The sequence below is a fragment of the Bradyrhizobium sp. UBA2491 genome (genome assembly GCF_002341725.1).
Taxonomy (GTDB): domain Bacteria; phylum Pseudomonadota; class Alphaproteobacteria; order Rhizobiales; family Xanthobacteraceae; genus Bradyrhizobium.
This window is the reverse complement of the sequence record NZ_DDOP01000087.1, coordinates 1-14,979: the sequence shown is the minus strand read 5'-3', so window position 1 is coordinate 14,979 and position 14,979 is coordinate 1. Positions and strand designations below refer to the sequence as shown.

The window sequence follows — 14,979 nt, the reverse complement described above, 5'->3', positions numbered from 1 at the left end:
GCGCCGCCCCGGCGGCGCCGTGCGCCCCGTCGCGGCCCCGAAGACCACCCACAAGCCCGGTCCGCAGAAAGAGCGCGGCCGCCTCACCCTGACCACGGCGCTCAACGCCGACGACGTCCGCGAGCGTTCGATCGCCTCGTTCCGCCGCCGCACCCAGCGCCTGAAGGGGCACGCGTCGAACGAGCCCAAGGAAAAGCTGATCCGCGAAGTCATCATCCCGGAAGCGATCACGATCCAGGAACTGGCGAACCGCATGTCGGAGCGCGCGGTCGACGTCATCCGCATGCTGATGAAGCAGGGCGCGATGCACAAGATCACCGACGTGATCGATGCCGACACCGCGCAGCTGATCGCCGAAGAGCTTNNAACAGCAACAACAGCAACACCCGGGGTCGTCCGGGTGGTCGCAACCAGAGTGGCGGCCGTCGCGACATGTCGCGTGGTGGCAGCAACGCCGGTCCGCACGCCTTCGAGCGTCCGACCGCACCGGTGGTGCGTGAAGTGGCGATCGGCGACACCATCACTGTGGCCGACCTGGCGCAGAAGCTCGCGCTGAAGGGCGGCGAGGTGGTGAAGGCGCTGTTCAAGATGGGCGTGATGGCCACCATCACCCAGTCCATCGACCATGACACTGCCGCGCTGGTGACCGAAGAACTCGGCCACAAGGCGATCCGTGCCAACGACAACGACGCCGAAGACGCACTGCTGGCCTCGACCGGTGAAAACCAGGGCGAAGCCACCCAGCGTCCGCCGGTGGTCACCATCATGGGTCACGTCGACCACGGCAAGACCTCGCTGCTCGACGCGCTGCGCCACGCCAACGTGGTGTCGGGCGAAGCCGGCGGCATCACCCAGCATATCGGCGCCTACCAGGTGCTGTCGCCCGAGAGCGGCACCAAGATCACCTTCATCGACACGCCCGGCCACGCCGCGTTCACCGCGATGCGCGCCCGCGGCGCCAAGGTCACCGACATCGTCGTGCTGGTGGTCGCGGCCGATGACGGCGTGATGCCGCAGACGATCGAAGCGATCAACCACGCCAAGGCGGCCAAGGTGCCGATGATCGTGGCGATCAACAAGATCGACAAGCCCGATGCGCGGCCGGAGCGCGTGCGCACCGAATTGCTGCAATACGAGGTGCAGGTCGAATCGCTCGGCGGCGACGTCGTCGACGTCGAGGTCTCGGCCAAGAACAAGACCAATCTCGACAAGCTGCTCGAGATGATCGCGTTGCAGGCCGAAATCCTCGACCTGAAGACCAATTCGGAGCGTCCGGCGGAAGGCACCGTGATCGAAGCCAAGCTCGATCGCGGCCGCGGTCCGGTCGCGACCGTGCTGGTCCAGCGCGGCACGCTGCGCGTCGGCGACATCATCGTGGCCGGCGCCGAGATGGGCCGCGTCCGCGCGCTGATCTCCGATCAGGGCGAGAATCTCGAAGAGGCCGGCCCCTCGGTGCCGGTCGAGGTGCTCGGCTTCAACGGCCCGCCGGAAGCCGGCGACCGTCTCGCCGTGGTCGAGAACGAAGCCCGCGCCCGTCAGGTCACGAGCTACCGCGCGCACCAGAAGCGCGAGAACGCCGCTGCCTCGATCTCCGGCATGCGCGGCTCGCTCGAGCAGATGATGTCGCAGCTGAAGACCGCGGGCCGCAAGGAGTTCCCGCTGATCGTCAAGGCCGACGTGCAGGGTTCGCTGGAAGCGATCCTGGGTTCGCTCGAGAAGCTCGGCACCGACGAAGTCGCCGCCCGCATCCTGCATGCCGGCGTCGGCGGCATCTCGGAGTCCGACGTCACGCTGGCGGAAGGCTTCAACGCCGCGATCATCGGCTTCTCGGTCCGCGCCAACAAGGAAGCGGCAGCCGCGGCCAAGCGCAACGGCATCGAGATCCGCTACTACAACATCATCTACGATCTCGTGGATGACATCAAAAAGGCGATGTCCGGCCTGCTCGCGCCCACGCTGCGCGAAACCATGCTGGGCAACGCGCAGATCCTGGAAGTGTTCAACATTTCCAAGGTCGGCAAGGTCGCGGGTTGCCGCGTCACCGACGGCACCGTGGAACGCGGCGCCAACGTTCGCCTGATCCGCGACAACGTCGTGGTGCACGAAGGCAAGCTGTCGACGCTGAAGCGCTTCAAGGATGAAGTGAAGGAAGTGCAATCCGGCCAGGAGTGCGGCATGGCCTTCGAGAACTACGGCGACATGCGTGTCGGCGACGTGATCGAGTGTTACCGCATCGAGACGATCCAGCGCTCTCTGTAAGTCCAAATCTTACGAAGCGCAGATCTTACTAGGCGTTGGATCCATTTAACTGAAAATGCGCCGACGTGGCCGGACTTTGGTCCGGCCACCAGCGCATTGCCCGATTGAAAGCAAAGTCAGGACATTGATGCCCGCGGCCATCGGCCTGCGGGCGCGACGGTTTTGGAAGAAGGTCATGCCCCGTCAAAAGAAGAGTTCCAGTCCCGGCGGCTCGCAACGTCAGCTGCGCGTCGGCGAAACGGTTCGCCATGCGGTTGCCGAGATTCTGTCGCAGGGTGAGGTCCACGATCCCGATCTCGAAGGCCACATCATCACCGTTCCCGAGGTGCGTATGTCGCCGGACCTGAAGCTCGCGACGATCTACGTGATGCCGCTCGGCGGCCGCGACACCGACACGGTGATATCGGCGCTCGAGCGCAACAAGAAGTTCCTGCGCGGCGAGATCGCGCACCGCGTCAACCTGAAATTTGCACCCGATATTCGCTTCCGCGTCGACGAGCGGTTCGACGAGGCGGCGCGCATCGAGAAACTACTGCGGACACCTGCGGTGCAGCGAGACCTTGCACCCGATTCGGACGACGAGGAATGACTGTGACGACGACCAACGGCGTGATCGACGCGAACGATTCCGACGCGCGCGACGCTGAGCGGGACGCTTTTGCCGGACAGCGCACCGATGATGCGCGCCGCACCAACAACGACCCGCGCCAGAAGCAGGGCAGGCCGAACCAGCAGCCGCGCCGCGACAAGCGCGACGTCCATGGCTGGGTCGTGCTGGACAAGCCGATCGGCATGACCTCGACGCAGGCGGTTGCCGTGCTCAAGCGCCTGTTCCAGGCCAAGCGCGCCGGCCACGCCGGCACCCTCGATCCGCTCGCCTCCGGCGGCCTGCCGATCGCGCTCGGCGAAGCCACCAAGACGGTGCCGTTCGTGATGGACGGCCGCAAGCGCTACCGCTTCACCGTGAGCTGGGGCGAGGAACGCGACACCGACGACACCGAGGGGCGGCCGGTCCGGACCAGCGAGAACCGGCCGAGCGCCGATTCGATCCGTGCCCTGCTGCCGCGCTTCACCGGGGTGATCGAGCAGATCCCGCCGCAATATTCGGCCATCAAGGTGCAGGGCGAGCGGGCCTATGATCTGGCGCGCGACGGCGAGACCGTGGAACTGAAGCCCCGCCCGGTCGAGATTCACGAATTAACCCTTGTGGAACATGGAGATAACGGCCAGTCCGTGTTCGAGGCCGAATGCGGCAAGGGAACCTATGTCCGGGCCCTGGCCCGCGATATGGGCCGGATTCTGGGCTGTTTCGGCCATATCAGTGCGCTGCGGCGGACCCTTGTCGGTCCGTTTACCGAAGCGGACATGATTCCGCTGGAACAGTTGGAGGCTTTATGCAATAGAGCCGCGTCTGGCGAGGGCAGCCTCGCCGACGCGCTTTTGCCCGTTGAGACCGCGCTGGACGACATCCCGGCACTGGCCGTCACACGGGCTGATGCGGCAAGGCTCCACAGGGGCCAGGCCGTTTTGTTGCGCGGACGGGATGCGCCCAATACCAGCGGCACAGTCTATGTCACGGTGGCAGGCCGACTTCTCGCGCTTGCCGAAATTGGCAATGGCGAACTCATCCCCAAGCGCGTGTTCAACCTGAACGGACTGACTGCCGGTCCGGCTCGCAACGATGAAAGTAACTGACGATGTCGATTACCGCCGAACGCAAAGCGGAAGTCATCAAGACGAATGCCAACAAAGCCGGCGACACCGGCTCGCCCGAGGTCCAGGTCGCGATCCTGTCGGAACGCATCAATAACCTCACCGAGCACTTCAAGAGCCATGTGAAGGACAACCATTCACGCCGCGGCCTCCTGAAGCTCGTGTCGACGCGTCGTTCCCTGCTTGACTACATCAAGCGCAAGGACGAGGCACGCTACAAGGCGCTGCTCGAGAAGCACAACATCCGTCGTTGATATTGAGAAGCACGCGCGCGCGGTTCGCGCGCGTTTTCGCATGGTCGTCCGCGAACTCGGACTTTCGAATTGCCGAAAGATGATCATGCGCAACAGCATGGCGGTCACGCCATGCACACTAGCGTCCAGCAGCAATCCGGCCGCTGGACCGGGCAAGATGCCCAGATGACCGAAAGGATGGACGCCATCCGAAATCCAGGGACCATGGCAGGATCGCCGGATGCTGATCGCGACACGCGCGTCAGTGTCTCGCCGTCTTGGCATGGTCTTTGTGTTTCAGGGCACCATGCTTTCGTGAAACCATGAAAGACAACCGAAATGTTCAATAAGCATTCCGTCGAGATCGACTGGGGTGGACGTCCCCTCAAACTTGAGACCGGCAAGATCGCCCGCCAGGCCGACGGCGCCGTGATGGCGACCTACGGCGAGACCGTGGTGCTTGCCACCGTCGTCGCAGCGAAGGCCCCGCGCGAAGGCGTGGACTTCCTGCCGCTGACGGTCGACTACCAGGAGAAGACCTATGCCGCGGGCCGCATTCCCGGCGGCTATTTCAAGCGTGAAGGCCGCCCGACCGAAAAGGAGACGCTGGTCTCCCGCCTGATCGACCGCCCGATCCGTCCGCTGTTCGTCGATGGCTGGCGCAACGAAACCCAGGTCATCGTCACCGTTCTCTCGCACGACATGGAGAACGATCCGGACATCGTTTCGCTGGTCGCCGCGTCGGCCGCGCTGACGCTGTCGGGCGCCCCGTTCAAGGGTCCGATCGGCGCCGCCCGCGTCGGCTTTGCCAATGACGAGTTCATCCTCAACCCGACGCTGGACGAGATGACCGAGACCCAGCTCGACCTCGTGGTCGCCGGCACCGCCGACGCCGTGCTGATGGTCGAGTCGGAAGCCAAGGAGCTCAACGAAGAGGTGATGCTCGGCGCGGTCATGTTCGGCCACCGCCACTTCCAGCCGGTCATCAACGCGATCATCGAGCTCGCCGAGAAGGCCGCCAAGGAGCCGCGCGAGGTCACCACGATCGACAATTCGGAGATCGAGAAGGAAATGCTCGGCATCGCCGAGCAGGAGCTGCGCAAGGCCTATGCGATCCCGGTCAAGCAGGAACGCTATGCCGCCGTCGGCGCCGTCAAGGAGAAGGTGCTCGCGCACTTCTTCCCGGAAGGCCAGGAGCCGAAATACGACAAGCTCCGTGTCGCCGGCGTGTTCAAGGAACTAGAAGCCAAGATCGTCCGCTGGAACATCCTCGACACCGGCAAGCGCATCGACGGCCGTGACGTCAAGACGGTGCGCAACATCATCGCCGAAGCCGGCGTGCTGCCGCGGGCCCACGGCTCGGCGCTGTTCACCCGCGGTGAGACCCAGGCGATGGTCGTGACCACGCTCGGCACCGGCGAGGACGAGCAGTACATCGACGCACTGTCGGGGACCTACAAGGAAACCTTCCTGCTGCACTACAACTTCCCGCCCTACTCGGTCGGTGAAACCGGCCGCCTCGGCGGCACCAAGCGCCGCGAGATCGGCCACGGCAAGCTCGCCTGGCGCGCGATCCACCCGGTGCTGCCGCCGCATCACGAGTTCCCGTACACGATCCGCGTGGTCTCCGAGATCACCGAATCGAACGGCTCGTCCTCGATGGCCTCGGTCTGCGGCGCCTCGCTGTCGCTGATGGACGCCGGCGTGCCGCTGAAGCGGCCGACCGCCGGTATCGCCATGGGCCTGATCCTCGAAGGTCAGCGCTTCGCGGTGCTGTCGGACATCCTCGGCGACGAGGATCATCTCGGCGACATGGACTTCAAGGTCGCCGGCACCGACCAGGGCATCACCTCGCTCCAGATGGACATCAAGATCGAGGGCATCACCGAGGAGATCATGAAGGTTGCGCTTGGCCAGGCCAAGGAAGGGCGCATCCACATCCTTGGCGAAATGTCCAAGGCCCTGACCGCGGCCCGCGCCGAGCTCGGCGAATACGCGCCGCGCATCGAGACCTTCAAGATCGCCACCGACAAGATCCGCGAAGTGATCGGCACCGGCGGCAAGGTGATCCGCGAGATCGTCGAGAAGACCGGCGCCAAGGTCAATATCGAGGACGACGGCACCGTGAAGGTCGCCTCCAACGACGGCGAGGCGATGAAGGCCGCGATCAAGTGGATCAAGTCGATCGCTTCCGATCCGGAGATCGGCCAGATCTACGAAGGCACCGTCGTCAAGGTGATGGAGTTCGGCGCGTTCGTGAACTTCTTCGGCGCCAAGGACGGCCTGGTCCATATCAGCCAGCTCGCCGCCAACCGCGTGCAGAAGACCTCCGACGTCGTCAAGGAAGGCGACAAGGTCAAGGTCAAGCTGCTCGGCTTCGACGACCGCGGCAAGACCCGCCTGTCGATGAAGGCGGTCGACCAGGAGACCGGCGAGGATCTCGAGGCCAAGCAGAAGTCCGAGGCTCCGGCTGCGGCTCCGCGAGAGGCCGCTGGCGAGTAAGCCTGTTTGGAACGAAACCAGGAAGGGCGGCCGAAAGGCCGCCCTTTTTGTTTGCTCCGATGCCGGTGCGTGCGAGACTCTGCGGAGAGAATGCGAGATTCCGACGCAGCGTCACAATGACCGTCTTCGAAACCGCCTAACGTGGCTCGCACGTAACTCGCTATGCTCTGTCGAACGCGACAATTGAGCTTCAGGTCAGGAGGAACCGATGTCACCGATATCCCGACGCCATCTCATGCTTGCGGCAACCACGGCTGCCGCGGTCGCGGCGGCGCCACGCCTCGCGCTGGCCCAGACCGCTGCGCAAGCTCCAGCCGGACCCTTCAAGGTCGATCCGTTGACCTATCCAACCAGTGCGCTGGAGCCGCATATCGATGCCAAGACGATGGAGATCCATCACGACCGGCATCACCAGGCCTATGTCACCAACCTCAACACTTTCGCCAAGGATCATCCGCAGATCGCCGAGAAGCCGGTCACCGACGTGCTCGCCAATCTCGGCGGCGTACCGGACGCGATCCGCACCGGCGTGCGCAACAACATGGGCGGCCACGCCAACCACACGATGTTCTGGCAGATCATGGGACCGAATGGCGGCAAGCCCGACGGCGAGGTGCTGTCGGCGATCGACCGCGATCTCGGCGGCATGGAGAAATTCCAAACCGATTTCAACGCTGCCGGTGGGCGCGTGTTCGGCTCCGGATGGGTGTTCGTCACCGTCACCAAGGATGGCAAGCTCGCGATCGAGACGCGGCCCAACCAGGACAATCCGATCATGGACGGCAAGCGCGCGCTGCTCGGCAACGACGTCTGGGAGCACGCCTATTACCTGACCTATCAGAACCGCCGGCCGGATTACCTCAAGGCGTGGTGGAACACGGTGAACTGGAAAGCCGTGGCCGAGCGCTATGCGGCAGCCAAGGCCGGCACGCTCGGCGTATGAGCCGGTAAGGCTCGCTGGCCGCGAACGGATGCGCTAGATTTGAAGGCCTCACGAGATGATCGTGAGGCCTTCCTTGTGATTGGAATTCCGTGGCCGTGCCCGAAGGAGGCGACGATGGCCCTGCCGACAATCCGCCCTGGCCGCCCCGACGAGTACGACGAGATCGCGCGCATCTGGATGGAGAGCTGGACCTCGACCGGGCTCACTCCACGCAGCGACGGGCTGCTGAACGATCTACGCGCACGCCTGCCGCGCGAGATCGCCGGCGGCTGGAGCCTGTTCGTTGCCGACGATCGCGGCACCATCGCCGCCATGCTGGCGCTGCATTTGCCGACCTCGCTGCTCGACCAGTTGATGGTCGCGCCAAGCCATCAGGGCAAGAGTCTCGGACGCGAGCTGCTCGCCTTCACGCGCCGGCAAATGCCCGACGAGATCTGGCTGAAATGCGTCCGCGAGAACGAGAAAGCCTGGCGCTGGTACGAGCGCGAAGGTTTTGTGTTCGAGAAGGAAGCACCCAATCCGGTCACCGGCTTCATGATGAAGCACTATCGGTGGAGGCGGGAGCACCGCAAACAAGAGGTCAAACCATGATCAAGCTTTACTGGTCGCCGCGCTCGCGCTCGTTCTCCGCCATCTGGCTGCTGGAGGAGAGCGGCCTGCCTTACGAACGGGTGCTGACCGATATCAGCACCGGTGCGCAGAAGTCGAAGGAGTTTCTCGAGATCAACCCGATGGGCAAGGTGCCGGCGCTGACCGACGGCGACGCGAAGCTCGCCGAGGCGGCGGCGATCTGCGCCTACATCGCCGACCGCTATCCCGAGACCAGGCTCGCGCCCGCCACGACCGATCCGAAGCGTGCACGCTATCTGCAATGGCTGTTCTTCTCGCCGAGCTGCATCGAGCCAGCGCTGATCCAACTGTTCACCAAGCTCGAGGTGCCGACCAGCACCGCGGCATGGGGCAGCGCGGCGCAGGTGTTCGACGTGCTCGACGCGGAATTGCAGAAGGGGCCGTGGATTCTCGGCGATCAGTTCTCCGCCGCCGACATCGCGATCGGCGCCGGACTGAACTTCGCCGTGCGGGTGTTCAAGATGGTGCCGCCGCGGCCGGCGTTCGATGCCTATATCGATCGCTGCGTGGCGCGGCCGGCGTTCCAGCGCGCGGAGAAGATCGCGGCAGGGTGACGCGCGGCCCGGTTAGAGCTTTTTCGAGCGAAGCGGATACCGGTTCGCGTAAAGAAAACGCGTCAAGACAAGAACCTAGAGCCCCGTTCCGATTCCATCGGAACGGGAAAGGCTCTAGAGCCAACGCGTCGCGCGAACGGCTTAACCCCGGACGACGCGCGGATCGACGTCCTGGGTGTAGTCGACGCCGTCGATGCCGAAGCCGAACAGGCGCAGGAACTGGCTCTTGTATTCGCCGAGATCGGCCAGCTCGCCGAGCGTCTCGGTGGTGAGCAGCGGCCAGCGCCGCGACACTTCCGTCTGCACCTCGGGCGACAGCTCCCAGTCGTCGACCCTGATGCGCTGCGCGTCATCGAGCGCGACGTCCTTGCCGAGGCGGGTGCGGAACAGGCGGTCGATCTGCTCGATGCAGCCTTCGTGGAGCCCGAGCTGCTTCATGACCTTGAACAGCACCGTGCCATAGAGCGGCACCACCGGAATCGCCGAGCTCGCCTGGGTCACCACGGCCTTCAGCGCCACGACACGGGCGGCGTCCGCGCCGAGCCGTCCGCGGATCGCTTCCGCCTTGCTGTCGAGATCGACCTTGGCGCGGCCAAGCGTGCCGTTCCAGTAGATCGGCCAGGTCAGCTCGCTGCCGATATAGGTGTAGTTGAGCGTCCGGAAGCCCGGCGCCAGCACACCGGCGTCGGCGAGCTGGTCGATCCAGCGCTTCCAGTCATCGCCGCCCATCACAGCGACGGTGGCCGCGGTCTGCTCCTCGTTCGCCGGCTCGAGCGTGGTCTGGAACACTTCGCCGGTCTCGGTGTCGAGCGTCTTGATCTCGACGGGGGCGCCGAGCGGCTTGATGACCGAGCGATAGGTCTTGCCGGTGTCGGGATCGGTGCGGACCGGTGCGGCCATGCTGTAGACCAGCATGTCGAGCTGGCCGAACTTTTCGCGCACGCGCTCGATGAAGGTTTTCTTCAGCTCGTCGGAGAAGGCGTCGCCCTCCAGCGTCAGCGGCGAGCGTCCGATCTTCTCGGCCTCGATCTCGAACGCACGGTTGTTGTACCAGCCGGCGCTGGCGCTTCTCTTTTCCGAAGGCTCGCGCTCCAGCGACACGCCGATCGTATCGGCGCCGCCGGCAAAGGTCGCGACGATGCGGCTCGCGAGGCCGTAGCCCGTCGAGCAGCCCAGCACGGCGACGCGCTTGGGACAGTCGGCGACCGGCCCCTGCTTGAGAACGTAAGCGATCTGCTCACGGACATTCGTGGCGCAGCCGACGGGATGTGCCGTGGTGCAGATGAAGCCTCGCACGCGCGGTTCAATAATCATTCGCACCCCATTCCGGATTGTTGCAATGTCCCCATCCGCTGCCTTCTGCCCCTGTCCTCGGCAAGCGAGGACAGGCAGATCACGCGTCGAGCCGCCTGAACACCAGCGTGGCGTTGGTGCCGCCGAAGCCGAACGAGTTCGACAGCACGGTCGTGAGCTTGGCGTTGTCGATGCGCTTGCGCACGATCGGCATGTCGGCGAACACGGGATCGAGTTCGGTGATGTGCGCGCTCTCGCAGACGAAGCCGTTGTTCAGCATCAACAGCGAATAGATCGCTTCCTGCACGCCGGTGGCGCCGAGCGAATGGCCGGTCAGCGCCTTGGTCGCCGAGATCGGCGGACACTTGTCGCCGGTGCCGAACACCTTGCGGATCGCCTCGATCTCCGGCGGATCGCCGGCCGGTGTCGAGGTGGCATGCGGGTTGATGTAGTCGACCGGCGTGTTGACGGTCGACATCGCCATCCGCATGCAGCGCTCGGCGCCCTCGCCCGACGGCGCCACCATGTCGTAGCCGTCGGAGGTCGCGCCGTAGCCGACGACCTCGCCGTAAATCCGCGCGCCGCGCGCCTTGGCGTGCTCGAGCTCTTCCAGCACCACGACGCCCGCGCCGCCGGCGATCACGAAACCGTCGCGGCTGACGTCGTAGGGACGCGAGGCGGTGGCCGGCGTGTCGTTGTATTTCGAGGACATCGCGCCCATGGCGTCGAACAGCACCGACAGCGTCCAGTCGAGCTCTTCGCAACCGCCGGCGAAGATGATGTCCTGCTTGCCGATCTGGATCGTCTCATAGGCGTTGCCGATGCAATGGTTCGACGTCGCGCAGGCCGAGGAGATCGAGTAGTTGACGCCCTTGATCTTGAACCAGGTCGCGAGCGTCGCCGACGCCGTCGAGGACATGCCCTTCGGCACCGCGAACGGGCCGACGCGCTTCGGGCCCTTGGCGCGCGCGATATCGGCGGCCTCCACCAGCGTGCGGGTCGACGGCCCGCCGGATCCCATGATGATGCCGGTTCGGATGTTGGAGACCTCGTTCTCCTCAAGGCCGGCGTCGCGGATCGCCTGTTCCATCGCAACGTGATTCCACGCCGCACCTTCGGCCAGGAACCGCATCGCGCGGCGATCGATCACCTCGGCGGGGTTGAGCGTCGGCGCACCGTGCACCTGCGAACGGAAGCCGAGCTCGGCGGCCTTCTCCGCACGCGAAATGCCCGACTTCGCCTCGTAGAGGCTCGCAAGCACTTCCTGGGTGTTGTTACCGATGGACGAGACAATGCCCATCCCCGTGATGACAACCCGCCTCATGTTCGCCTCGCCCTGCCTTTATGTTGCCGCGTCATGATCCTGCTCAAGATGGCGCCGTGCCCTGCTTGAACAATCCGACCTTCAAGTCCTTGGCGCGATAAATAATCTCGTCGTCCATGGAAAGCCACCCGTCGGCGATTCCGAGCACGAGCTTTGACCGCATCACGCGCTTGATATCGATGTTGTACACAACCTTGCGCGCGTGCGGCAGCACCTGTCCGGAGAACTTCAGCTCGCCGAGACCGAGCGCGCGGCCGCGACCTTCGCCGCCAATCCAGCCAAGGAAAAAGCCGACCATTTGCCACATGGCATCGAGGCCGAGGCAGCCCGGCATCACCGGATCGTTCTTGAAATGGCAGCCGAAGAACCAGAGATCCGGTTTCACTTCGAGCTCGGCGCGCACCAGGCCCTTGCCGAACTCGCCGCCGGTCTCCGAGATCTCGCTGATGCGATCGAACATCAGCATCGGCGGCAACGGCAACTGGGCATTGCCGGGACCAAAAAGCTCGCCCCGCCCGCAAGCCAGCAAATCCTCGTATTCGTAACCGCCGCGCCGATCCAGCATCCTCTTTCAACCTCTCATGTCCCGATAAAGCGCTTTGCCTGGTCGGACCTTAATCTACCCACGGGAACCGGGAATATCCCGTCCCGCATCTAGGCGCTACCTGGGTACGCTACGGGCCTGTTATCCCTGCCGAAAGCGCATATGTGGTCCGCGCGCTCTCTAACATAGGGTTAATCGGCCGGCAAAGCGGCATTCCGATGATAAATGGCCGCCGCAGCATCAGTTTCTACCGCACCTTTGATTCGTTCTAGTTGCGAAAAACTTGCATCTGATAGACGTCCTTTTTATATTTGTGAGGAATATTGCCTGAGTTGGGTGCATAGAGTGGACATGAACGAGGAAGTATCGGCTGTGAACGATGATGCTGTGCACCCGGCTGCCCGGGGCGCTGGGCATCACCCTGCCCTGACCGGCTGCCCGTGGCATGACGTCAACGAGATGTTGCAATCTGCCGGTCTCCGGCCGACGCGCCAGCGCATGGCGTTGGGCTGGCTGCTGTTCGGCAAGGGTGCCCGCCACCTGACCGCGGAAATGCTGTACGAGGAAGCCACGCTGGCCAAGGTTCCGGTGTCGCTGGCGACCGTCTACAACACGCTCAACCAGCTGACCGATGCCGGCCTGCTGCGGCAGGTCTCGGTCGACGGCACCAAGACCTATTTCGACACCAACGTGTCGACCCATCATCACTTCTATCTCGAGCACAACCACGAGCTGGTCGACATTCCCGACCCGAACCTCGTGCTCTCGAAGATGCCCGACGTGCCGGACGGCTACGAGATTTCCCGCGTCGACATGGTCGTGCGGCTGCGCAAGAAGCGCTGACCCGATCTAGTGTGGATTGAGGCATGATGGCCGGGCTCGTCCCGGCCATTGTCGTTTCGGGACTGCGTCAGTCCACCTTCTCGTCGGCATAGACGCCCCAGAGGCGCTGCTGCTCGATCCAGCCGTCGAACCCGTTGCCGGTGACGCGGCACCAGTTGTTGGCGCATTTCTTGACCTGCGCGACGACACCGGCCTGGAGGCGGGCCGCGATGGCGCTGGTGGCGTCCGGCCGATCATAGAGCGAAGCCAGGTCGTCCTTGTTCTTCATCGTGACGACGGCGGTGCGGCGGCCCGACAGCAGCGAGTGATAGACCCAGCCCTCGGCGCCTTCGGAATCGCGCACCCGGCGCCAGTTCTCGAACTCGGCGGTGATTTCGACCGGCAGCCCCGAGCGGGTGTAGACCCAGGCGACGTCGTTATCCTTGGTCGGGCCGCCCCTGACGTTCACATGATCCGATTTCAGGCTGACATAGCGCGGGATCGGCAGGCCGCTGGTGGTGGGGCTCAAATCCTTGGCGGTATGTCCGGGCATGACCGACGCACTCAGCATGCTTCCGACCAGCGCCACCAACGAACCCAAACGCCACACCATCAACTCGTCTCCTGCCGAGATGCCCAGCCCGCATTCGGCGAGCTGCAACCCAAATCCAAACCCGTGCCCGAAGGCCGCCGCGCCCGCGCTGTTCGGTCCCGGTCCTGGTGGCTTCCGAGGAGTTCTTGTCTTGGCCCGGCCTTCTGCTAGAGAGGACGGAACGCCTGAGAGCCAGAACACCCGGATTTCCCCTGACGAAAGCCGGGGCAAGTATCGGGGAACCCTAGGAAACGCGAAGGAAACGCCGGGACAGCGCGGCTATCAGCAGTGTCGAACAACCGGGTTAATGAGGCCTGAACGGTTCGGGTTTTGGCGAGCCGCGCGCCTCATGAAAGCAGGACATGTCGGTGAAGAAAAAGCCTCTCGTCGTCGTCACCCGCAAGCTGCCGGACTCGATCGAGACCCGGATGCGCGAGCTGTTCGATGCCCGATTGAATCTCGACGACACACCGATGACGCCGGAGCAGATCGCCGAGGCGGCGAGGACGGCCGACGTGCTGGTGCCGACGGTCACCGACATGATCGGCGAGGACGTCGTCAACCAGCCCGATTGCAAGCTGAAGATGATCGCCAATTTCGGCAACGGCGTCGACAATATCGACGTCGCGGCGGCGCATGCCCGCGGCATCACGGTGACCAACACGCCGAAGGTGCTGACCGAGGACACCGCCGATATGACCATGGCGCTGATCCTTGCCGTGCCGCGGCGCATGATCGAGGGCGCCTCGATCCTGACCGAAGGCAAGCAGCACTGGGCCGGCTGGTCGCCGACCTGGATGCTCGGCCACCGCATCGGCGGCAAGCGGCTCGGCATCATCGGCATGGGCCGCATCGGCCAGGCGGTGGCGCGCCGCGCCCGCGCCTTCGGCCTCCAGATCCACTATCACAACCGTCGCCCGGTCGCGCCGATGATCGCCGACGAGCTCGGCGCCACCTATTGGGAAAGCCTCGACCAGATGCTGGCGCGGATGGACATCATCTCCGTGAACTGCCCGCACACGCCGGCCACCTACCATCTGCTGTCGGCGCGGCGGCTCAAGCTGATCCGCAAGGAGGCCTATATCGTCAACACCGCGCGCGGCGGGGTGATCGACGAGGACACGCTGATCAAGCTGATCGAAGCCGGTGAGGTCGGCGGCGCGGGCCTCGACGTCTATGAGCACGAACCCGCGGTCAACCCGAAGCTGGTGCGGCTCGCCAGGGCCGGCAAGGTGACGCTGCTGCCGCATATGGGCTCGGCCACCATCGAGGGCCGCGTCGAGATGGGCGAGAAGGTGATCATCAACATCCGCACCTTCCTCGACGCCCACAAGCCACCGGATCGCGTGCTGCCAAGCATGCTGTAGGGGAACCCGTAGCCTCGGATGGGCTGCTGGCAAAATATCGAAAACAACCCCATGCAAAGCAGCCGGTGCAGCCGAACCGCATTCGGTGTCGTCCCGGCGAAGGCCGGGACCCATTACCCCAAATGTTGGTTGTTGCGATGAGCTGTGGCCACAGTGCGCTCTATTAGTGCTCGCCTGTGGTCATGGGTCCCCTGAGTTCCCAA

13 protein-coding genes and 2 pseudogenes are annotated in these 14,979 nt (G+C 64.4%); 11 read left to right on the top strand and 4 right to left on the bottom strand.

The window, feature by feature from the left end:
* The 9 genes and pseudogenes from B2W55_RS34295 to B2W55_RS29410 all read left to right on the top strand — a co-directional run.
* Window positions 1-364, top strand: a pseudogene (locus B2W55_RS34295) (translation initiation factor IF-2 N-terminal domain-containing protein); the annotation flags it as partial.
* A gap of 125 nt (window positions 365-489) precedes the next feature.
* Window positions 490-2,259, top strand: a pseudogene (infB, locus tag B2W55_RS29445) (translation initiation factor IF-2); the annotation flags it as partial.
* 175 nt (window positions 2,260-2,434) lie between these two features.
* Entirely contained in the window at window positions 2,435-2,848 is a 414-nt protein-coding gene (gene rbfA, locus B2W55_RS29440; RefSeq protein WP_024584604.1) for a 30S ribosome-binding factor RbfA, read from the top strand.
* Window positions 2,845-3,954 carry a tRNA pseudouridine(55) synthase TruB gene (gene truB, locus B2W55_RS29435; RefSeq protein WP_024584605.1) on the top strand — a complete coding sequence of 370 codons (1,110 nt, stop codon included), beginning with the start codon at window positions 2,845-2,847 and terminating at the stop codon, window positions 3,952-3,954. Before rbfA ends, truB begins: the two co-directional genes overlap by 4 nt.
* A gap of 2 nt (window positions 3,955-3,956) precedes the next feature.
* Window positions 3,957-4,226, top strand: a complete 270-nt coding sequence (rpsO, locus tag B2W55_RS29430; protein WP_016844725.1) for a 30S ribosomal protein S15 — start codon at window positions 3,957-3,959, stop codon at window positions 4,224-4,226.
* Window positions 4,227-4,544: 318 nt separating this feature from the next.
* Window positions 4,545-6,707: a polyribonucleotide nucleotidyltransferase gene (pnp, locus tag B2W55_RS29425; protein ID WP_024584606.1), complete on the top strand. Its 2,163-nt coding sequence runs from the start codon at window positions 4,545-4,547 to the stop codon at window positions 6,705-6,707.
* Window positions 6,708-6,915: 208 nt separating this feature from the next.
* Window positions 6,916-7,650: a superoxide dismutase gene (locus tag B2W55_RS29420; protein ID WP_024584607.1), complete on the top strand. Its 735-nt coding sequence runs from the start codon at window positions 6,916-6,918 to the stop codon at window positions 7,648-7,650.
* A gap of 114 nt (window positions 7,651-7,764) precedes the next feature.
* Window positions 7,765-8,241 (top strand): GNAT family N-acetyltransferase, encoded by a 477-nt coding sequence (locus B2W55_RS29415; RefSeq protein WP_024584608.1) that lies wholly within the window; start codon window positions 7,765-7,767, stop codon window positions 8,239-8,241.
* Window positions 8,238-8,834, top strand: a complete 597-nt coding sequence (locus tag B2W55_RS29410; RefSeq protein WP_024584609.1) for a glutathione S-transferase family protein — start codon at window positions 8,238-8,240, stop codon at window positions 8,832-8,834. Before B2W55_RS29415 ends, B2W55_RS29410 begins: the two co-directional genes overlap by 4 nt.
* A gap of 141 nt (window positions 8,835-8,975) precedes the next feature.
* Here B2W55_RS29410 and fabV read toward each other — a convergent pair whose 3' ends face one another.
* The 3 genes from fabV to fabA form a co-directional block, all read right to left on the bottom strand.
* On the bottom strand, window positions 8,976-10,148 hold the full coding sequence (gene fabV / locus B2W55_RS29405) for an enoyl-ACP reductase FabV (RefSeq protein ID WP_024584610.1): 1,173 nt from the start codon (window positions 10,146-10,148) through the stop codon (window positions 8,976-8,978).
* A 79-nt stretch (window positions 10,149-10,227) separates the two neighbouring features.
* A complete protein-coding gene (gene fabB, locus B2W55_RS29400) occupies window positions 10,228-11,451 on the bottom strand; it encodes a beta-ketoacyl-ACP synthase I (protein WP_024584611.1) in 1,224 nt (407 codons plus the stop codon).
* Window positions 11,452-11,494: 43 nt separating this feature from the next.
* On the bottom strand, window positions 11,495-12,016 hold the full coding sequence (gene fabA / locus B2W55_RS29395) for a 3-hydroxyacyl-[acyl-carrier-protein] dehydratase FabA (RefSeq protein ID WP_024584612.1): 522 nt from the start codon (window positions 12,014-12,016) through the stop codon (window positions 11,495-11,497).
* 330 nt (window positions 12,017-12,346) lie between these two features.
* Here fabA and irrA point away from each other — a divergent pair, with 330 nt between their 5' ends.
* Entirely contained in the window at window positions 12,347-12,838 is a 492-nt protein-coding gene (irrA, locus tag B2W55_RS29390; protein ID WP_024584613.1) for an iron response transcriptional regulator IrrA, read from the top strand.
* Between the two features lie 67 nt (window positions 12,839-12,905).
* Here the strand turns inward: irrA and B2W55_RS29385 are convergent, their stop codons facing one another.
* Window positions 12,906-13,430, bottom strand: coding sequence for an SH3 domain-containing protein (locus tag B2W55_RS29385; RefSeq protein WP_100555005.1), 525 nt, complete (start codon window positions 13,428-13,430; stop codon window positions 12,906-12,908).
* Between the two features lie 341 nt (window positions 13,431-13,771).
* Here B2W55_RS29385 and B2W55_RS29380 point away from each other — a divergent pair, with 341 nt between their 5' ends.
* Window positions 13,772-14,776, top strand: coding sequence for a 2-hydroxyacid dehydrogenase (locus B2W55_RS29380; protein ID WP_024584615.1), 1,005 nt, complete (start codon window positions 13,772-13,774; stop codon window positions 14,774-14,776).
* Window positions 14,777-14,979 lie beyond the last annotated feature (203 nt).